Raw genomic sequence first — 17,771 nt, 5'->3', positions numbered from 1 at the left:
CCCGCGGCTCAGGCGGTACTGCGCTTGGCCTTGGCGATCTCCTCGGCGGCCGCGGTGATGCGGTTGCACCAGGCGCGGGCCGCGTTGAGAACGGTGAACGGGCTGGGCTGCTGCTCCAGGTCGTGCCGGATGGAGTCCATGACGATCTCGTGGAGAGCCCGCTCGGCGGCGCGCTGCACGTACCGCTCCTCGTCGCTCGACTGCGGGCCGAGGTCGGCCGGGTTGTCGACGGGCCACTGGCCCGGGCGCCGCTCAGTCATTCCGCACCGTCCACATAGGTTGCGATCCAGTCGGCGAGCTCCTGGAACGTCTCGGCGCGCCGCCCTGTGGCGAGTGCGTAGAGAGCACGCATGCTCAGCTCGAACTCAACCGCGTTGGCGGTCGCTGCTTTCGGCGTGGCGCCCCGTGCGGCGAGGTATCGCTCCGCCGCGAAGGGGTCCGACTGGGCCCACGGGGCAGAGATCTCAGCCTCGGCTTCACAGACGAGGTCGAGCGCTGCCTGCGGGATCTCGTCGCCCTGGCCCAGCTCGTGTACGGCGGCGAGGAACTTGGCACGTTCGATGCGCTCGGAACTGCTCACGCCGCCTCCTTGGCTGCGGGCTGGTGGAAGGCCGCGCGGATCCGCGCGCGCTGCTCGGGGTTGAGCTCGGGCGCGGAGTCGACGACGCGATCGATGCGCGCCCAGTACGTGGCGTTGCGGGCGTCGTCGGCGAAGCGGACAGGACGGGCCGGAGGGCGCCGTGAGGCCATGTAGTCCTCCTCGGACTGCTCAGGCCCCGCGCCCAGGGACAAGGGCACCACAGAATCGGCGGAGTGTTCCCCCCGCCCCCGATTGCCGGTCACGCCTGGGTCTCCGGGCGCTGCATGTACTCGGCGCGGATCCGGATCAGCTCGGCGTGCGCCTGCCGCATGGCGGCCAGCTGGCTGGACACGGTACGGATGACGGCGGCGAGGCCGTCGGGGTCGAGGCCGCTGATGTAGTGCTCGTCGATGAACTCGACGATCGCGAACGGCAGCCGCCGGGAGTGGTCCGTGGCGAACGGGTCGACCTCGATGCGGGTGGACAAGACCGTGTAGTCCTCGGGCGTGCCGGTGGTGTCGAGCGGCAGGGTGGCCGTGGCGACCGGGTCGGTCCAGCAGAAGACGTCGACCGGGTGAGAGGGCGTCTCGGAGTCGTGCCGGTGGTTGATCGTGCAGCCCTGCATGCAGGTGACGGGGACGGTCTCGCCGGTCTGGGAGTGGGTGAACGCCCAGGTGCGGGGCTCGGCGGGCAGCGGGCTGGTGGCGCCTCCGTACTCGATGGCCAGGCGCTCGATGGCGTCGAGGCGGGCGCGCTGTACAGCGACCTTGGCGAGCACCTGCGCGGGGGTGGCCTCGGCTATGTCGCCGAGGTTGCCGCCGCTGTGGGCGACGAGGGTGGGCTGCCCGTTGTCGAGGTCGTGCATGATCTCGGCGGTCAGGCTGGCGGTGATGGCCTGCTCGGGCAGGGTTGGCGACGCCGTTGTCGCCGTGGCAATCTCGTGCATGGAGACGTCTCTTTCCGGCGGCGGCGCTGATGGGGTGGGCTAGACCCCGGGCGTCGCCGTCTTGCTGGTTAGCGCTGGTGGTGAGAGCTGTTCTCTGCAGGCGGCGTCGGGTGGCTAGACCCGGCGCCGTCGCTGTTGCCAGGGGTGATGGCGAGGACGCGGAGTATGTCCTCGGTGGCCACCCGGACGGTGCGGCCGGCGCGGATGACCTTGCAGGGGAACTGGTCGGCTCGGACCAGGGCGTAAGCCGTGGTGCGCCCGATGCCGAAGGCCCGGCCTGCGGTCTCCACGTCGACAGCGGCCGGAAGTGCGAGCAGCTCGTCTCGGGTGAGCGGGCCGCGCGCCGTTGCCGTTGTCATGATTCGTGGCACTCCTTGCGGAAGTTGCTTCCTGAGGAAGTGACTTGAGTCTGCGCTCCCGTTTCAGGCCATGTCAAGCGGTGCTGTCTTGTGCGAGCACAAGTCTCGTGGGAGTGTTGCTGAATCCTGACAACGCGTGCCGGGTTGTCCGTCAGCGTCCGCGCTGGCCGTCTCGGTACGGTTGGAAAACAGCACAGCCGCCGTGGGAGTCTCGCCGCCATGACACAGCCGCAACCCGATTGGTCCGTTCGTCTAGCGCTGTCAGTTGCCCGGGAGGTCCGGCGTCACAGGCAGGCGCAAGGGCTCAGTGCGCAGCAGCTGTCGGATCGGTGTTCCGAACTCGGGATGCCTATCCAAAGGTCGGTTCTGGCCAACCTTGAGAGTGGGCGCCGGACTACGGTGACGATCGCCGAGGTGCTTGTACTTGCCGCCGCGCTAAACGTCCCCCCGGCCCTACTCGTGTTTCCTGTCGGGCGGGCTGAGGAAGTAGAGATGCTCCCTGGTTTCCAGGCGGAGACATTGGAGGCGGTGGACTGGTTCGCCGGGATTAAACCACGGGATGCACGCACGCCGTTTTCACACAATGCGCTGTTCTTGTACCGGCGTCATCGCGTGCTGACCAGAGAACTACGTCGTCAGCTACAGCAGCGGGAGGATGATCGGGCCGAGTACCTGGCGTCCGACCGAGAGGGATTGTCCGAACGGCTGGAGAGAGCGCGGGAGCGTGCCGCAGTCGCCCGCGACCTCGCCATTGATGCCCGTGAGCGGTTCAAGCGCGCCAGCCCGGAGGAGCAAGAGGCGGCCCAAGCCCGCATGGCGAGGGCCGCGCAGGCCGCAGACGTTGCTCTGCGCGACATGCAAGAACTGGAGATTCGGCATATGAACGTCCGGTATTTGGAGCAAAACCTAGCGAGCCTGGATGACCTAATTCACAAGCGTGCAATCGAGGTAGAGAAGATCCGCCTTGAAATGAAAAACAAGGGCTTGGTCTTGCCTCGCTTGCGCGATGATCTGTACGGAATCATCCGTGAAATCCCTGACGATCTGAGTTTGTCCGATGATGATCTGTACCCGGACGATGAGTAACGGTCGTCGTTCCTTACCCTGCAGGCGCCTTGCTGTCTGGGCTAACTAGCCGCGATTTCCTCGCTTCCACTTGAGTACGACGGCGTCGTAGTCGAAGTAGCCGCCGTCGGGCATTCGCCCGGGTCGCGGCGTCTTGAGGGTCACCTCGACCAGGGTCCGCAGCACGTTCCGCTGCTGCTCCAGCTCCAGCGCCTTCCAGGCCTTTCGCACGTCCGGCGCGCCGACCAGGCCGACGAGCGGGTCCCGCATCGCCGCCTTCGCCAGCTGCCTGGTCACGCCCTCCAGTTGCGCCCGCGCGGTGTCGGTGCCCTCGGTGAACTGCACCATGTCGATCTGCCCCGCGCCGAACAGGCTGGCCAGGTCCGTCATGCGCCGGCGGATCTGTTCGCTCTCCGCCTGGAGCGCGGCGACGTCCACCTGGTCGTTGCTCGGCGCGAGCAGGTCGTGAGCGTCCGGCCGTGACAGCCGCTCGACAATGACGTCCTCGACGTACTGGTCCACCACCTCGGCGCGCCGGCCGCCGCCGTGCCCGGTCTGGCACCGGTAGCTCGGGAACCGGCGGCCGCCGGACTGGGTGACGTACACGGACTGGTCGCAGTCGCCGCGGCCGCACCGGTACAGCAGTGAGCCGAGCCACTTCGGCTGGGCTCCCGGGGTCGTGCGCCGGGAGGGATCCTTCAGGATCGCAACGACAGCCCTGAACTTCGTCTCCTCGACGATCGGCTCCCACTGCCCGCGCCCGACCTCCTCGCCCTTGTAGACGGCGATCCCGGCGTTCCTGGGGCGCATCAGCATGTCCCGCATGTCGGTATGCGTGATCGCGTTACCGCGGGTGCTGGTGATGCCCTTGTCGGCGCACCACTTCACCAGACCCCGGATCGTCCCGCCAGACAGGATCGTGTCCGTCCAGTACCGCAGGGCCTCGGCCTCCTCGGGCACCACCTTGTTCATGTCGAGGACGGGCTCCTCGGTCTCCTCGCCGGTCTTCCGATCGACGCGCGTGCGGGTCTGCCCGGTGGGCACGCCCCAGCCGAACGGACGGATCCCGCCGGCCCACTCTCCGGACATCGCCTTCTGACGGCGGGCGCGGGCAACACGGTCGCCCTTGTGCTCGGATTCCTGACGGGCGACAGCGCCGTGGATGCGTGCCGTCATCCGCCCCGATGGGGTGGCGAGATCCAACTCGCCGGCCTGCACGGTCTGGGTGGTGACGCCGCGGCGCTCGCACAGGTTGATGTACTCCTCCAGTTCAAGGGGGGAGCGGTGCAGTCGGTCGGTGTGCCAGGCGATGACGATGGTGGCCGCACCCTGGTCGAGGTCGGCGAGCATGCGCTGGTAGTCCGGCCGCTTCTTCCCGCTGTACGCGGAGATGTCGTTGTCGACGTACACCTCGATGACGTCCCAGCCGTTTCGCTTGGCGAGGGCCTCGCAGTCCTCGCGCTGGCGGTCGACGCCGAGGCCGGCGCCGGTGCGGTCCTGGCTGATGCGGCAGTAGATGACGGCGCGCGTCCGGGTGTCCCCCGTTGGAGTGCTCTGCATGACCTGAGTGTGCACCAGTAGGGGTGTCATTGTCCGGAGTTCGGGAAGACGACGCTGCTCAGCGCCCTGCTCGGGCTCGTCGGAGCGGGCGAGCGGATCGTGCTCGCCGAGGACTCGGCCGAGCTGAGGCCGGACCATCCTCACGTCGTCCGGCTGGAGACCCGGCCCGCCAACCAGGAGGGAGCCGGCCTGGTCACCCTGGAGGACCTGGTGCGGCAGGCACTGCGGATGCGGCCGGACCGGCTGGTCGTCGGCGAGGTGCGCGGCCCCGAGGTGGTGCATCTGCTCGCGGCGCTCAACACCGGGCACGAAGGGGGTTGTTGCACGGTCCACGCCAACGCGGCGGCGGATGTACCGGCCCGGCTGGAGGCGTTGGCCACGGCCGCCGGGCTGGACCGGGCCGCGCTGCACAGCCAGTTGGCGGCGGCTCTCTCCGTGGTCGTGCACCTCGTACGGGACCGGTCCGGGCGGCGCCGGATCGCCGAGGTGCACGTGCTGGAACGGGACACCACCGGGCTGGTGCGGACGGTACCGGCCCTGCGCTGGGGCGAGCGGGCGTTCGTGCGGGAGCGGGGGTGGGAGCGGTTGCGGCAACTCCTGAGAGCCGGCGATGAGTTCGGAGGTCAGTGAGGGGCTGAGTGGCGGATCGGTGGCGTGAGAGGGACGGGTTCGGGCCGGCGAGGGGGAGCGGTGGGTGAGGGCGGTTGGGCGGCACTGTGCGGTTGGGCGGGGACTGTGCGGTTCGGCGGTCAATGCGGTCGGCGGGGCCGTGTGTTCGGTGGTCGGTGGTGGGTCGGTGAGCCTCGGCGGGTCAGTCGGGGCCGGCGATGAGGAGAGGAGTGACGGAAGTGATCGGTGAGACGTCCATGGGGGCCGCGCTGGTCTGCCTCGGTGCGTTCGTGTGGCTGCTCGGCGGGCGGCACCACGGGATGCGGCGGGCACGGCTGCTGCTGGCCGGCGGCGGGGTGGTGGCGACCGGGCCACCAGCCTGGGAGCGGGTCGTCGCGGAACTGCGGCGGCAGCACGGCCGGTGGGGAGCCGAGTGGTGGGCGCTCGCCGCCGGAGTGGGGATCGCGCTGCTGGGTTCCTCGGTGATTCCGGTGGTCGCGGGGGCCGCCGGGGTGCCCGTGCTGCGCCGGATGCGGCTGGCCCGGCAGGCACGGCGCACCCGGGAGCGACGGGCCGACGCGGTGATCGCCCTGTGCGGTGGGCTCGCCGGGGAGGTGCGGGCGGGACGGCAGCCGGGGGAGGCGCTGTTGCGGGCCGCACGGGACTCCGGCGGCCTCGGCGACGCACACGCCGCCGTGGTGGCCGCCGCGCGGTTCGGCGGAGACGTGCCCGGCGCGCTCGCAGTGGCGGCTCGGCAGCCGGGGGCGGAGGGTCTGCTCGGGCTCGCCGCGTGCTGGCGGGTGGCCGTGGATCAGGGCGCCGGACTCGCCACCGGCCTGGACCGGCTGGACGGGGCCCTGCGCGCCGAGCGGGACCAACGGTGCGACGTGAGCGCTCAGTTGTCCGGTGCCCGGGCCACCGCGGTGCTGCTCGCCGCGCTGCCCGCCCTCGGGCTGCTCCTCGGTACGGCCATGGGCGGTGACCCGTTGCGGGTGCTGCTGCACAGCGGCGCAGGCCTCGGTTGCCTGACGGCCGGCGCGGTGTTCGAGACGGCCGGGATGTGGTGGTCGATGCGGATCGTGCGTGGGGCGGAGGCCGCGTGAGGGTGCAGGCCGCAGTGAGGGGTGGAGGCCACGTGAGAAGAGCCGTGGGCGACGGGGCGAGTCGCCCGAACGACCGAATGACCGAATGGTGGGGGAAAGGGTGAGCGGCATGGGCGGGGACGTCATCCACAGGCTGGGGACGGCGGTGGTCGTGGTGCTGGTCCTCGGCTGGGGTGTCCGGAGGCTGGAAGTGGCGCGGCGGCGGCGTCGGGCACGGCACCGGGTGGCCGAGCTGCTGGGCCTGGACGTGCCCGAGCGCACAGTCCGGTTGGCGATTCCGGACGTCGTGCGGCGGCGATGGGTGCCGGCGGCGGGTGCGGCGTGCGGTGTGTGGGTGCTGGTCGGCGGGATCGTCGGTGCCGTGCTGGGGCTGGGTATGGGCGCGGCCCTGTGGCGGGGGCGGGGGCGGGGGCGTCAGACGGCAGCCGGGCGGCAGGAGGCGGTCGATACGGCCGGGGCCGCGCGCCAGCTTCCGCTCGCCGCCGATCTGCTGGCCGCCTGCATCGCGGCCGGCGCCGGGCCCGTGGCCGCCGCCCAGGCGGTGGGGGAGGCCCTTGGCGGGCCCGTCGGGCAGGCGCTGGCGCGGGGCGCGGCGGAGGTCCGGCTCGGTGGTGAACCGGCGGAGGCCTGGCGGAGCTTGGCGGAGCTGCCGGGTGCCGGTGCGCTGGCGCGGCTGCTGGAGCGGGCCGACGAGTCCGGGTTGCCCGCGGCCGGTCCGGTCGCCCGGCTCGCGTCGGACGCGCGGGCGGACTGGGCCCGTACGGCGACGGTTCGGGCACGCCGGGCCGGCGTGCTGATCTCGGCGCCGGTGGGGCTGTGCTTCCTGCCCGCGTTCATCGCGGTCGGCGTGCTGCCGGTCGTGATCGGACTGGCGGGCGGAGTGATGGGAGGGAGGTGAGGGCGATGAGAGCGGATCGGCCGGCAGACGTCAGGGACGTCAGGTAAGCGCGGATCGGCAGCGGACGACAACGAACGACAACGAACGACTACGAGTGACAACGAGCGACAACAGGCAAGAGTCTGACGGGGGTTGACATGTTCGAGAAGATCAGGAAAGCGGTGGTCCGGGTGTGCGCGGCCTGCCGAAAGGACGGCGGAATGGTGACGTCCGAGTACGCCATGGGCATCATCGCGGCCGTCGGGTTCGCGTTGCTGCTCTACAAGGTCGTCACCAGCGGCCAGGTCCAGGCGGAGCTCCAGGCCATCGTGAAGAAGGCCCTCAGTGCGCGGATGTGAGCGAGGCGGGGACCGCGGGTTCGTGACCGCGGAGGCGGCCGTGGTGCTGTCCGTGCTGGTGGCGTTCACGATGGCGCTGGTCTGGGGGCTGCTCGTGGTGGCGGCGCAGATCGAGTGCGTGGACGCGGCCCGTGCGGGCGCCCGGGCCGCCGCCCGGCAGGACCCGGCCGAGGCGGTGGTGACGGTGACCCGGGAAGCGGCGCCCAGGGGCGCGCGGGTGACCGTCGCGCGCGAGGGCGACCGGGTCCGGGTGACGGTGGTGGCCAAGCCGCCGGTGCTGAGCGGTTTGCCGTTCGAGGTCCGGGAGGAGGCCGTGGCCCTCGCCGAGGACACGGTGGGACCGAGGGGGACGGGGTCATGAAGCGCCGGGGCGGGCCGGGCGAAAGGCGGGTGCGTGCGGGCGGTCGAGGGGGGACCGGGCGGCAGGAGTGTGAGGAGGTGCGGCCCGGCGGGCAGGCCCAGCCGGACCGGCCGTCCGGCTCCGACCGGGGATCCGCCACCGTCTGGAGCCTGGGGGCGATCGCCGTGCTCTGCGTGGTGTTCGGCGCAGTGCTCGCTCTCGGGCAGGCCGTCGTCGTACGGCACCGGGCGGCCGGGGGCGCCGACCTGGCCGCGCTCGCGGCGGCGGACCACTGGACCGAGGGCGGCACGGCGGCCTGCGCCCGGGCAGGGCGACTGGCGGCGGCCCAGGGCGTACGGCTGGTGCGGTGCGCGATCGTGGGCGACACCTCCGAGGTGACGGCGGCCGCGGGAAGGGGGCCGTTCACGGCGGAGGTCAGGGCGAGAGCGGGACCGGCAGGCCCGGTGCCGCCCGGTGGGGCGGATGACTCCGCGGCGGGGTCATCAGGCTCCCTGGTGGGGCCGTCGGGCTCCCTGGTGGGTCAACAGGCTCCCTGGGGGGATCGTCTGGCTCCCTGAGGGGATCGTCTGGCTCCCCGGCGGAGTCGTCCGGCTCCCCGGGCGGGCGGCTAGGCATCCCCGAGGGACCCCAGGCTGTGCCGCCCGGCATCTCCGACGGCTCCCACGCAACGCCGCCAGGTGACCGGGGGCGAGTAACCCCGGCTCCGATGCCTGGCGCCTGGCGCCTGGCAGCTCCTGGCCGACCGCCACCCCGCGTCGGGCGAGACCCTGGCGTCGCCCCCGCCTCGCCGACCTCCACCTACCCCTCGCCAGATCCCTCCGTGCCCGCCCCCTCCGGGGCCTCCCGCAGCAGTTCCGTGAGCAGTCGTACCGCGCCCCTCTTGTGCAGGGGATCGTTGCCGTTGCCGCACTTGGGGGACTGGATGCAGGACGGGCAGCCGGCCTCGCACTCGCAGGAGGCGATGGCCTCGCGGGTGGCGGTGAGCCAGGCGCGGGCGGTGTGGAAGGCGCGCTCGGCGAACCCGGCGCCGCCGGGGTGGCCGTCGTAGACGAAGACCGTGGGCAGGAGGGTGTCGGGGTGCAGGGGCACGGACACGCCGCCGATGTCCCAGCGGTCGCAGGTCGCGAAGAGGGGCAGCATGCCGATGGAGGCGTGTTCGGCGGCGTGCAGGGAGCCGCCGAGGATCTCCGGGGTGATGCGGGCCGCGTCCAGCTGGTCCTCGGTGACCGTCCACCACACCGCGCGCGTGCGGAGGGTACGGGGAGGGAGGTCGAGTTTGGTCTCGCCCAGCACTTCGCCGGTGATGAGGCGGCGGCGGAGGTAGGAGACCACCTGGTTGGTGACCTCGACCGAGCCGTAGCACAGGCGGCCGGCGCCCCACGGGATCTCGGTGTCCGTCTCCAGGATGGAGATGGACGTGGTGTCGCGGGCGACCGTCGAGTACGGCGGGTCGGCCTGCTCGACCAGGGCGACGGAGTCCTCCAGGTCCAGGGAGCGCACCAGATAGGTGCGGCCCTGGTGCAGGTGGACGGCGCCCTCGTGGACCGTGGAGTGCGCGGCGCCCGCGTCGACCGTGCCCAGCAGGCGTCCCGTGCCGGCCTCGACGACCTGCACCGGACGGCCGCCGGCGCCGCGGATGTCGGTGAGGTCGGCGGCCCGCTCCCGGCGGGTCCAGTGCCAGGCCTTGGTGCGCCGGCGGAGCAGCTTCGCGGCCTCCAGCTGCGGCAGCACGTCCGCGCAGGCGGGACCGAAGAGGTCCAGGTCCTCCTCGGTCAGCGGCAGCTCCGCGGCGGCGGCGCACAGGTGCGGGGCGAGGACGTAGGGGTTGTCGGGGTCGAGGACCGTGGATTCCACCGGTTGGTCGAACAGGGCCTCGGGGTGGTGGACGAGGAAGGTGTCCAGCGGGTCGTCGCGGGCGACGAGGACCGCGAGGGCGCCCTGGCCGGACCGGCCCGCGCGGCCCGCCTGCTGCCACAGGGACGCGCGCGTGCCCGGGTAGCCGGAGATCACCACCGCGTCCAGGCCGGAGACGTCCACGCCCAGCTCCAGGGCCGTCGTCGCGGCGAGGCCGAGGAGTTCACCGGAGTGCAGGGCGCGTTCCAGGGCGCGGCGCTCCTCGGGGAGGTAGCCGCCGCGGTAGGCCGCGACACGCCGGGCCAGGGAGCGGTCGACCTCGGCGAGTCTCTCCTGGGCGATGACCGAGATGAGCTCGGCGCCGCGCCGGGAGCGGACGAAGGCGACCGAGCGCACGCCCTGGACGGTGAGGTCGGTCAGCAGGTCGGCGGTCTCGGCGGTGGCGGTGCGTCGTACGGGTGCGCCCTTCTCGCCACGCAGTTCGGTGAGCGGGGGCTCCCAGAGGGCGAACACCAGCTCTCCGCGCGGGGAGGCGTCGTCGGCGACCTCCACGACCGGCAGGCCGGTCAGCCGGCGGGCGGCGACCGCGGGTTCGGCGGCGGTCGCCGAGGCCAGCAGGAACACCGGGAAGGCGCCGTAGCGGGCGCACAGGCGGCGCAGCCGGCGCAGCACCTGGGCGACGTGCGAGCCGAAGACGCCCCGGTAGGTGTGGCACTCGTCGATGACGACGTACTTGAGCGATCTCAGGAAGGAGGACCAGCGCGGGTGGGAGGGGAGTATCCCGCGGTGCAGCATGTCCGGGTTGGTGAGGACGTAGTTGGCGTACTGGCGGATCCACTCGCGTTCCTCGAACGGGGTGTCGCCGTCGTACACGGCCGGCCGTACGGAGGTGCCGAGAGGTTGTGAAAGTTCCTTCACCGACCGGCACTGGTCCGCCGCGAGCGCCTTGGTGGGGGACAGGTAGAGAGCGGTGGCACCGCGGCCGTTGGGCTGCTCGGCGCCGCTGAGGAGGGCCGACAGGACGGGCACGAGGTAGGCGAGGGACTTGCCGGAGGCGGTGCCGGTGGCGACCACCACCGAGTCGCCGTCCAGGGCGTGCTCGGCGGCCAGCGCCTGGTGCGCCCAGGGGTGCTCGATGCCGCAGGCCTGGACGGCCGCGATCACCTCGGGCCGAATCCGGTCAGGCCAGACGGCATGGCGGCCCGCGCGCGGGGGCAAGTGCTCCGTATGAGTGATGCGCGCAGCCCGGCTCGGCCCGGAGGCGAGCCGGTCCAGGACCGTGCCCGGAGACGGGCGGGAGGCCGGGCGGGCCTGGGGTCGATCGGATCGGTGATTCTTGGCCATCGGCACCGAGTGTGTCACTGGCGTGACGGACAATGGAGCCAAGGCGTCGTGCACGCCTGCCGGTAAGTGATTGAATGCCATCGCGGCTGGCGAAACGTCCCGGGGGCCGCAAGCTGGGTGCCCGAGGGGCGACCGCTCGATAGCAAGGTGCTGGAGGATCCGTGGACCTGTCCCTGTCGACCCGTACCGTCGGCGATCGTACGGTCGTCGAGGTCGGTGGCGAAATCGACGTATATACCGCGCCCAAGCTGCGCGAGCAGCTGGTCGAGCTGGTGAACGACGGGAATTTCCACCTCGTCGTCGACATGGAAGGTGTGGACTTCCTCGACTCCACCGGGCTCGGCGTGCTGGTCGGCGGCCTGAAGCGGGTTCGTGCCCACGAGGGCTCGCTGCGCCTGGTCTGCAACCAGGAGCGCATTCTCAAGATCTTCCGCATCACCGGCCTCACCAAGGTGTTCCCGATCCACACCACGGTCGAGGAAGCGGTGGCGGCCACCGACTGATCGACGACCGACCGACACCGGACCGGTCACCGGCGCCGGGCTCCTCCCGGGGCCCGGTGGCCGGCCGGTCCTGTCCTGGGCCGAGCCCGTCTCGGTGGCCCGGGACACAGAAGTACACCAGGGGGTGTGGGCGCTCGTCGGCCCCGCCCCCGACCGCACGCCCGTAGTCGCGAGGGGGATGCATGGCCACCGTCGAACTCCGCTTCAGCGCGCTGCCCGAGCACGTCAGGACCGCCCGGCTGGTGGCGGCAGCGGTGGCGCGCAGGGCCGGAGTGGACGAGGCCGTCCTGGACGAGGTGCGGCTCGCCGTGGGCGAGGCCTGCTCCCGCGCTGTCGGACTCCACCAGAGCAGTGGCGTCTCGGCACCGGTGAAGGTGGCGCTGATCGAAGAGGAGAAACAGTTCTCCATCGAGGTCGGTGACGAGGCGCCGCACGCCGCTCCGGGCGGCGGCACGCCCGGTGACGGGCAGGGGGCCGAGGCCGAGGTCGAGGAGGACGAGATGGGCCTCGCGGTCATCAGCGGCCTCGTCGACGACGTGGAGGTCACCACGGGGCAGAACGGCGGCCTGATCCGCATGACCTGGCCGACCGCGCCGCCGGCCGCCGCCCTCGCCTGAGTTCACCGGCCGGTCCGGCCGACCGGTCTCACTCGACTGGCCGTAGCCGCCACAACCACCCGACAAGCCCACAGGGGCCCTGCCTGGCAGGGCCCCTGTCGCGTTTTACCGGGCACCACCGGAATTCGTGAACGAATTCACGATCAAAACCGTGGTAATTTGATCAAGCACCCAGATGGCCGACAATGGCTTTGAGGCATTACGTCGTTTGGGTTTGCTGTATGTACATGCAGACCAATTCCGTTTACCGTCCCCTGTTTAGACTCACTCGGCGGTACCTACAATCCGTCCACATCTTGAGCTCAGCCCAAGCGTCAAGGAGGACGAATGGCGGGGCTTTCCACTCCTCAGTTGGGTCATCCCACGTCCCTCGCAGCCGCGGTCCTGACCGACGACAACCGGATCATCGTGGCCGTCATCGCGGCGGTCGCCCTGGCCGCGCTGGTGGTCGCGGGGATCCTGGTGCGCCAGGTGCTGGCGGCCGGCGAGGGCACCGACAGCATGAAGCGGATCGCGGAGGCGGTCCAGGAAGGTGCCAAGGCGTATCTCGCCCGGCAGTTGCGCACGCTCGGCGTATTCGCCGTCGTCGTCTTCTTCCTGCTCATGCTGCTGCCCGCGGACGACTGGAATCAGCGGGCCGGCCGCTCGGTGTTCTTCCTGATCGGAGCGGCGTTCTCGGCGGCCACCGGCTATATCGGCATGTGGCTCGCCGTGCGCAGCAATGTGCGGGTCGCCGCGGCGGCCCGTGAAGCCACTCCGGCGGAAGGCGAGCCGGAAAAGGATCTCACCACCGTCTCGCACACGGCGATGAAGATCGCATTTCGCACGGGCGGCGTCGTCGGCATGTTCACGGTGGGGCTCGGCCTGCTGGGCGCCTCCTGTGTGGTGCTGGTGTACGCCGCCGACGCGCCGAAGGTGCTGGAGGGCTTCGGCCTCGGTGCCGCCCTGATCGCGATGTTCATGCGGGTGGGCGGTGGCATCTTCACCAAGGCCGCCGACGTCGGCGCCGACCTGGTCGGCAAGGTCGAGCAGGGCATTCCGGAGGACGACCCGCGCAATGCCGCGACCATCGCCGACAACGTGGGCGACAACGTCGGCGACTGTGCGGGCATGGCTGCCGACCTGTTCGAGTCGTACGCCGTGACCCTGGTGGCCGCCCTGATCCTCGGCAAGGCCGCCTTCGGCGACTCCGGGCTGGCGTTCCCGCTGCTGGTGCCCGCCATCGGTGTGATCACGGCGATGATCGGCATCTTCGCGGTCGCTCCGCGCCGCGCCGACCGCAGCGGCATGTCCGCGATCAACCGGGGCTTCTTCATCTCCGCGGTGATCTCGCTGGCACTGGTCGCGATCGCGGTGTTCGTCTATCTGCCGTCGACGTACTCCGCCCTGGACGGCGTCACCGACGCCGCGATCAAGGGCAAGAACGGCGATCCGCGCGTCCTCGCGCTGGTGGCGGTGGCCATCGGCATCCTGCTCGCGGCGGTCATCCAGCAGCTGACCGGCTACTTCACCGAGACCAACCGCCGTCCGGTGCGGGACATCGGCAAGACCTCCCTCACGGGTCCGGCCACCGTCGTCCTGTCCGGCATCTCGGTGGGCCTGGAGTCCGCCGTCTACACCGCGCTGCTCATCGGGCTCGGGGTGTACGGCGCGTTCCTGCTCGGCGGTACGTCGATCATGCTGGCGCTGTTCGCGGTCGCGCTGGCCGGCACCGGGTTGCTCACCACGGTCGGCGTGATCGTCGCCATGGACACCTTCGGGCCGGTCTCCGACAACGCGCAGGGCATCGCGGAGATGTCCGGCGACGTCGAGGGCGCGGGCGCGCAGGTGCTCACCAACCTGGACGCGGTCGGCAACACCACCAAGGCCATCACCAAGGGCATCGCCATCGCCACCGCCGTCCTCGCCGCGTCGGCGCTGTTCGGGTCGTACCGCGACGCGATCACCACCAACGTGCAGGACGTCGGCGCGAAGCTCACCGGGCCGGGGTCGCCGCTCAGCCTGTCCCTGGACATCTCGCAGCCCAACAACCTCGTCGGTCTCGTCGCGGGCGCCGCGGTCGTCTTCCTCTTCTCCGGACTGGCCATCAACGCGGTGTCGCGGTCGGCGGGTTCGGTGGTGTTCGAGGTGCGGCGGCAGTTCCGTGAGAAGCCCGGGATCATGGACTTCAGCGAGAAGCCCGAGTACGGCAAGGTCGTCGACATCTGCACCAAGGACGCCCTGCGTGAGCTGGCCACGCCCGGTCTGCTCGCCGTCATGGCGCCGATCTTCATCGGGTTCACCCTCGGTGTCGGCGCGCTCGGCGCCTACCTCGCCGGCGCGATCGGCGCGGGCACGCTGATGGCGGTGTTCCTCGCCAACTCCGGCAGCGCCTGGGACAACGCCAAGAAGCTGGTGGAGGACGGCCACCACGGTGGCAAGGGCAGCGAGGCCCACGCGGCCACGGTGATCGGGGACACGGTCGGCGACCCGTTCAAGGACACCGCCGGTCCCGCGATCAACCCGCTGCTGAAGGTCATGAACCTGGTCTCGCTGCTCATCGCACCGGCCGTGATCAAGTTCTCCTACGGCGACGACAAGAACCTCGGGGTGCGGATCGGGGTCGCGATCCTCGCGCTGCTGGTGATCGTCGTGGCCGTGTACATCTCCAAGCGGCGCGGGATCGCCGTCGGTGACGACGAGAGCGCCGGACGGGTCGCCAACCCGCCGGACGCCGCGGTGGTTTCGTAGGCCGGGACGGGCTTGGGACCGGACCGAGACGGGAAGGCCCTGCTCGACGAGCGGGCGGGCGGCGTCAGCACACGCCGCCCGCCCGCTCGTCGTCTGTGGGCTCGCCCACGTCGTGAGCCTTCTCTCCCATGGCGCGAAAGATCACAAAACCTGACTTATGCCTCACCCGGCAAGGGGAGGGAGTGCGTCCGCCGTGTAGATTCCGGGGGCCGAGAGCCATGGAAGGGACCAATCCGGTGAACAAGAAGCTCGCGGCCGCACTGTCCGGCGGTGCGGTACTGGTGGTGGCGGTGTCCGGGTGCAGCGGCAGCGGTGACAAGGGGCCCGACCCCAAGCTGGTGTCCTGGGCCAAGACGGTGTGCGACGCGGTGCCCGCACAGGACGCGAAGATCAGGTCGGCCAACGCTTCGATCGCGGCCATCGCCACGGACACCAACCTCCCGCCCAAGGACGCCCAGAAGACGTACGCGCAGGCCTTCCAGGACATGGCCGAGGGCTACAAGGCGCTCGCCGACGCCCTCGACAGCGCCGGAGCGCCCCCCGGGATCGACGGCGGTGCCAGGCTCCAGCAGGACGCGGCCAAGAACCTCGCCGGCCTGTCCACGTCGTACGCCGACCTGAAGAAGAAGGTCGACGGCCTCAACACCAAGGACCAGGGGAAGTTCGCCAAGGGCCTGAAGGAGGTCGCCCTGCAGACCAAGGAGGTCGGCAAGCAGAGCGACAGCGGCACGGAGGCGCTGAAGCGACTGGAGAAGGGCGACGTCAAGGAGGCGATGGCCGAACAGCCCAGCTGCAAGGTCACCGCGTCCGGCTCCGCACAGCCGACGGCGTCGACGACGGCAGGCTGACGTGCGGCGGTGGCCGGCCGACGTGCGGGAGGGCCTGCTGACGCCGCTGAGGCGCGCCGGCTGACCTGCGGATGCAGAGCTGACGTCGGCCTACGACCGGCGCGAGGTCGGCTCTGGCAGTCGCCCCGAGCCGATCGGGGCAGCCTCCGCCAGCCGAACCGGTCAGTCGCCCCGAGCCGATCCGGGGCAGCCCCCGCCAGCCGAACCGCTCAGTCGCCCGAACCGCCGTCGGCAGTCGCCGCGAGTCGGTCCAGGGCGGCTGTCGCGGGCCACAATGGGGGCGTGACTGACTCCGGACCCGCTCCCCTGCCCGCTTCCGACCGGCCCGACATCGCCGCGCGCCTGAGGGACGCGCTGCTGGCCGCCTCCTTCACCGCCGACGGGCTGCTCGACCTGCTCGGCGCGCCCGCCTACGCGGCGCTGGCCCGCAGCGAGACCGTGCCCGCTCTCCGCGCGACCCGTGGCGACACGCCGCTGGAGACGCTCGTACGGCTGTTCCTGCTCCAGCAACCGGTGCCCCACGCGCGTGTGGCGGCCGTTCTGCCGGTCGAGGAGGCGCTGGAGGCCGGCTGGCTCAGGCGCGTGGGCGGCGACGAGGTGGCCGCGACCGTGGACGTGCGGCCGTACGGCGGCCCCGGCGGCGAGGACTGGTTCATCGTCTCCGACCTCGGCTGCGCGGTCGGCGGGGCCGGCGGCATCGGACAGCGTGACGAGGGCGTCGTCCTGGGCGTCGGCGGAGCCTCGACGACCCTCGCCGGCATCACCGTGCGCACCCCCGTCGCCGCCGCCCTGGACCTCGGCACCGGGTCCGGCATCCAGGCGCTGCACGCCGCGCAGCACGCCACGCGCGTGACGGCGACCGACCTCAACCCGCGCGCGCTGCACATCACGGCGCTCACGCTGGCACTCTCCGGGGCGCCCGCCGCGGACCTGCGCGAGGGCTCGCTGTTCGAACCGGTCCGGGACGACGAGACCTTCGACCTGATCGTCTCCAACCCGCCGTTCGTGATCTCCCCGCGCGCCCGGCTGACGTACCGGGACGGTGGCATGGGCGGGGACGATCTGTGCCGCTCGCTCGTTCAGGAGGCGGGGGAACGGCTGAACGAGGGCGGGTTCGCGCAGTTCCTCGCCAACTGGCAGCACGTCGCGGGGGAGGACTGGCAGGACAGACTCAGGTCGTGGGTGCCGCGCGGGTGCGACGCCTGGATCGTGCAGCGCGAGGTGCAGGACGTCACGCAGTACGCCGAGCTGTGGCTGAGGGACGCCGGTGACCACCGCGGTGACCCGGCGGAGTACCAGGCGCGGTACGACGCCTGGCTCGACGAGTTCGAGGCGCGCAAGGTCAGGGCGGTCGGCTTCGGCTGGATCACCCTGCGCAGGACGGGGTCCGCCGAGCCCGTCGTCACCGTGGAGGAGTGGCCGCACCCGGTCGAGCAGCCGCTCGGGGAGACGATCCGGGCGCACTTCGAACGGCTCGACTACCTCCGGCAGCATGACGACGCGGCGCTGCTGGACAGCCGTTTCAAGCTCGTCCCCGAGGTGGTCCAGGAGCAGGTCGGGCTGCCCGGCGCCGAGGACCCGGAGCATGTGGTGCTGCGCCAGCACCGCGGGATGCGCCGGGCGACGAAGGTGGACACGGTGGGCGCCGGGTTCGCGGGGGTGTGCGACGGCACGCTGAGCGCGGGCCGCATCCTGGACGCCATCGCGCAGCTCGTCGGCGAGGACCCGGTGGTGCTCCGCGACCGCACGCCCGCGCAGATCCGCCTGCTGGTGGAGCAGGGCTTCCTGGAGCCGGCGGACTGAGCCGGCGCGTGCGGGGCCGGCGCGTGCGGGGCGAGAGCGGCCCCGGGAGCGGGCCCGCGGCGCCGGGGGAGGGGCCGGGCGAGGAGCGGTGCCGGGCAGGTGCCGTACGCCGGGTGCCCGTGCCGTCGTAGGCGCGGTCGGATCATCTTCACGATCGCCGCGCGCCCATCGACGTATGCCGGGGGCACGGGCCCGGCGAGATTGCCCGCCGGGGCGGGCGGCGAGCCGTTTCCGGAAAAACGGCCGGAAAAAT

18 protein-coding genes and 1 pseudogene are annotated in these 17,771 nt (G+C 71.6%); 12 read left to right on the top strand and 7 right to left on the bottom strand.

What is annotated here, in order from left to right; genetic code table 11:
- Positions 1–8: 8 nt before the first annotated feature.
- From ABZV94_RS02515 to ABZV94_RS02495, 5 genes are all read right to left on the bottom strand, one after another.
- Positions 9–260, bottom strand: coding sequence for a hypothetical protein (locus tag ABZV94_RS02515; protein WP_356336351.1), 252 nt, complete (start codon positions 258–260; stop codon positions 9–11).
- A complete protein-coding gene (locus tag ABZV94_RS02510; RefSeq protein ID WP_356336349.1) occupies positions 257–580 on the bottom strand; it encodes a hypothetical protein in 324 nt (107 codons plus the stop codon). Before ABZV94_RS02510 ends, ABZV94_RS02515 begins: the two co-directional genes overlap by 4 nt.
- Positions 577–750, bottom strand: coding sequence for a hypothetical protein (locus tag ABZV94_RS02505; protein ID WP_356336348.1), 174 nt, complete (start codon positions 748–750; stop codon positions 577–579). The genes ABZV94_RS02510 and ABZV94_RS02505 overlap by 4 nt, the downstream gene beginning before the upstream one ends.
- An 89-nt stretch (positions 751–839) precedes the next feature.
- Positions 840–1,526 (bottom strand): hypothetical protein, encoded by a 687-nt coding sequence (locus tag ABZV94_RS02500; protein WP_356336346.1) that lies wholly within the window; start codon positions 1,524–1,526, stop codon positions 840–842.
- A gap of 68 nt (positions 1,527–1,594) precedes the next feature.
- Positions 1,595–1,885: a hypothetical protein gene (locus tag ABZV94_RS02495; RefSeq protein ID WP_356336344.1), complete on the bottom strand. Its 291-nt coding sequence runs from the start codon at positions 1,883–1,885 to the stop codon at positions 1,595–1,597.
- Between the two features lie 219 nt (positions 1,886–2,104).
- Here ABZV94_RS02495 and ABZV94_RS02490 point away from each other — a divergent pair, with 219 nt between their 5' ends.
- On the top strand, positions 2,105–2,971 hold the full coding sequence (locus ABZV94_RS02490) for a helix-turn-helix transcriptional regulator (RefSeq protein WP_356336343.1): 867 nt from the start codon (positions 2,105–2,107) through the stop codon (positions 2,969–2,971).
- 45 nt (positions 2,972–3,016) lie between these two features.
- Here ABZV94_RS02490 and ABZV94_RS02485 read toward each other — a convergent pair whose 3' ends face one another.
- A complete protein-coding gene (locus tag ABZV94_RS02485; RefSeq protein WP_356336341.1) occupies positions 3,017–4,510 on the bottom strand; it encodes a recombinase family protein in 1,494 nt (497 codons plus the stop codon).
- Between the two features lie 42 nt (positions 4,511–4,552).
- Between ABZV94_RS02485 and ABZV94_RS02480 the strand changes: the two are divergent.
- The 6 genes and pseudogenes from ABZV94_RS02480 to ABZV94_RS02455 all read left to right on the top strand — a co-directional run.
- Positions 4,553–5,140 (top strand): annotated as a pseudogene (locus tag ABZV94_RS02480) (ATPase, T2SS/T4P/T4SS family); the annotation flags it as partial.
- Positions 5,141–5,376: 236 nt separating this feature from the next.
- Positions 5,377–6,222: a type II secretion system F family protein gene (locus tag ABZV94_RS02475; RefSeq protein ID WP_356336550.1), complete on the top strand. Its 846-nt coding sequence runs from the start codon at positions 5,377–5,379 to the stop codon at positions 6,220–6,222.
- A gap of 109 nt (positions 6,223–6,331) precedes the next feature.
- Positions 6,332–7,120, top strand: a complete 789-nt coding sequence (locus ABZV94_RS02470) for a type II secretion system F family protein (protein ID WP_356336339.1) — start codon at positions 6,332–6,334, stop codon at positions 7,118–7,120.
- Between the two features lie 137 nt (positions 7,121–7,257).
- The gene (locus tag ABZV94_RS02465; RefSeq protein WP_356336337.1) at positions 7,258–7,458 is read left to right on the top strand and encodes a DUF4244 domain-containing protein; all 201 of its coding nucleotides are present in this window, start codon (positions 7,258–7,260) and stop codon (positions 7,456–7,458) included.
- 22 nt (positions 7,459–7,480) lie between these two features.
- Positions 7,481–7,819, top strand: coding sequence for a TadE family type IV pilus minor pilin (locus ABZV94_RS02460; protein ID WP_356336335.1), 339 nt, complete (start codon positions 7,481–7,483; stop codon positions 7,817–7,819).
- A gap of 77 nt (positions 7,820–7,896) precedes the next feature.
- Complete coding sequence (locus tag ABZV94_RS02455) at positions 7,897–8,376, top strand: Rv3654c family TadE-like protein (protein WP_356336333.1); 480 nt, start codon at positions 7,897–7,899, stop codon at positions 8,374–8,376.
- A 241-nt stretch (positions 8,377–8,617) separates the two neighbouring features.
- Here ABZV94_RS02455 and ABZV94_RS02450 read toward each other — a convergent pair whose 3' ends face one another.
- On the bottom strand, positions 8,618–11,098 hold the full coding sequence (locus ABZV94_RS02450; protein ID WP_356336331.1) for a DEAD/DEAH box helicase: 2,481 nt from the start codon (positions 11,096–11,098) through the stop codon (positions 8,618–8,620).
- Between the two features lie 80 nt (positions 11,099–11,178).
- On the opposite strand from ABZV94_RS02450, the gene bldG reads away from it, so the two are divergent.
- The 5 genes from bldG (at position 11,179) to ABZV94_RS02425 (ending at position 17,518) form a co-directional block, all read left to right on the top strand.
- Positions 11,179–11,520, top strand: coding sequence for an anti-sigma factor antagonist BldG (bldG, locus tag ABZV94_RS02445; RefSeq protein WP_014674042.1), 342 nt, complete (start codon positions 11,179–11,181; stop codon positions 11,518–11,520).
- 182 nt (positions 11,521–11,702) lie between these two features.
- Complete coding sequence (locus ABZV94_RS02440; RefSeq protein WP_356336329.1) at positions 11,703–12,137, top strand: ATP-binding protein; 435 nt, start codon at positions 11,703–11,705, stop codon at positions 12,135–12,137.
- A 327-nt stretch (positions 12,138–12,464) separates the two neighbouring features.
- The gene (locus tag ABZV94_RS02435; protein ID WP_356336327.1) at positions 12,465–14,867 is read left to right on the top strand and encodes a sodium-translocating pyrophosphatase; all 2,403 of its coding nucleotides are present in this window, start codon (positions 12,465–12,467) and stop codon (positions 14,865–14,867) included.
- Between the two features lie 236 nt (positions 14,868–15,103).
- The gene (locus ABZV94_RS02430; RefSeq protein WP_356336325.1) at positions 15,104–15,715 is read left to right on the top strand and encodes a small secreted protein; all 612 of its coding nucleotides are present in this window, start codon (positions 15,104–15,106) and stop codon (positions 15,713–15,715) included.
- A 282-nt stretch (positions 15,716–15,997) separates the two neighbouring features.
- On the top strand, positions 15,998–17,518 hold the full coding sequence (locus ABZV94_RS02425) for a class I SAM-dependent methyltransferase (protein ID WP_356336323.1): 1,521 nt from the start codon (positions 15,998–16,000) through the stop codon (positions 17,516–17,518).
- The last annotated feature ends 253 nt before the right edge of the window (positions 17,519–17,771 follow it).

The sequence above is a fragment of the Streptomyces sp. NPDC004658 genome (genome assembly GCF_040609555.1).
Lineage (GTDB): Bacteria > Actinomycetota > Actinomycetes > Streptomycetales > Streptomycetaceae > Streptomyces.
Note: the sequence above shows the minus strand (reverse complement) of the source record. Positions and strands in the feature narration are given on the sequence as shown.

Coding starts and splice junctions, on each gene's coding strand:
- ABZV94_RS02515 (WP_356336351.1), bottom strand. CDS start 260: ATGACTGAGCGGCGCCCGGGCCAGTGGCCCGTCGACAACCCGGCCGAC.
- ABZV94_RS02505 (WP_356336348.1), bottom strand. CDS start 750: ATGGCCTCACGGCGCCCTCCGGCCCGTCCTGTCCGCTTCGCCGACGAC.
- ABZV94_RS02500 (WP_356336346.1), bottom strand. CDS start 1,526: ATGCACGAGATTGCCACGGCGACAACGGCGTCGCCAACCCTGCCCGAG.
- ABZV94_RS02495 (WP_356336344.1), bottom strand. CDS start 1,885: ATGACAACGGCAACGGCGCGCGGCCCGCTCACCCGAGACGAGCTGCTC.
- ABZV94_RS02490 (WP_356336343.1), top strand. CDS start 2,105: ATGACACAGCCGCAACCCGATTGGTCCGTTCGTCTAGCGCTGTCAGTT.
- ABZV94_RS02485 (WP_356336341.1), bottom strand. CDS start 4,510: ATGCAGAGCACTCCAACGGGGGACACCCGGACGCGCGCCGTCATCTAC.
- ABZV94_RS02475 (WP_356336550.1), top strand. CDS start 5,377: ATGGGGGCCGCGCTGGTCTGCCTCGGTGCGTTCGTGTGGCTGCTCGGC.
- ABZV94_RS02470 (WP_356336339.1), top strand. CDS start 6,332: ATGGGCGGGGACGTCATCCACAGGCTGGGGACGGCGGTGGTCGTGGTG.
- ABZV94_RS02465 (WP_356336337.1), top strand. CDS start 7,258: ATGTTCGAGAAGATCAGGAAAGCGGTGGTCCGGGTGTGCGCGGCCTGC.
- ABZV94_RS02450 (WP_356336331.1), bottom strand. CDS start 11,098: ATGGCATTCAATCACTTACCGGCAGGCGTGCACGACGCCTTGGCTCCA.
- ABZV94_RS02440 (WP_356336329.1), top strand. CDS start 11,703: ATGGCCACCGTCGAACTCCGCTTCAGCGCGCTGCCCGAGCACGTCAGG.
- ABZV94_RS02435 (WP_356336327.1), top strand. CDS start 12,465: ATGGCGGGGCTTTCCACTCCTCAGTTGGGTCATCCCACGTCCCTCGCA.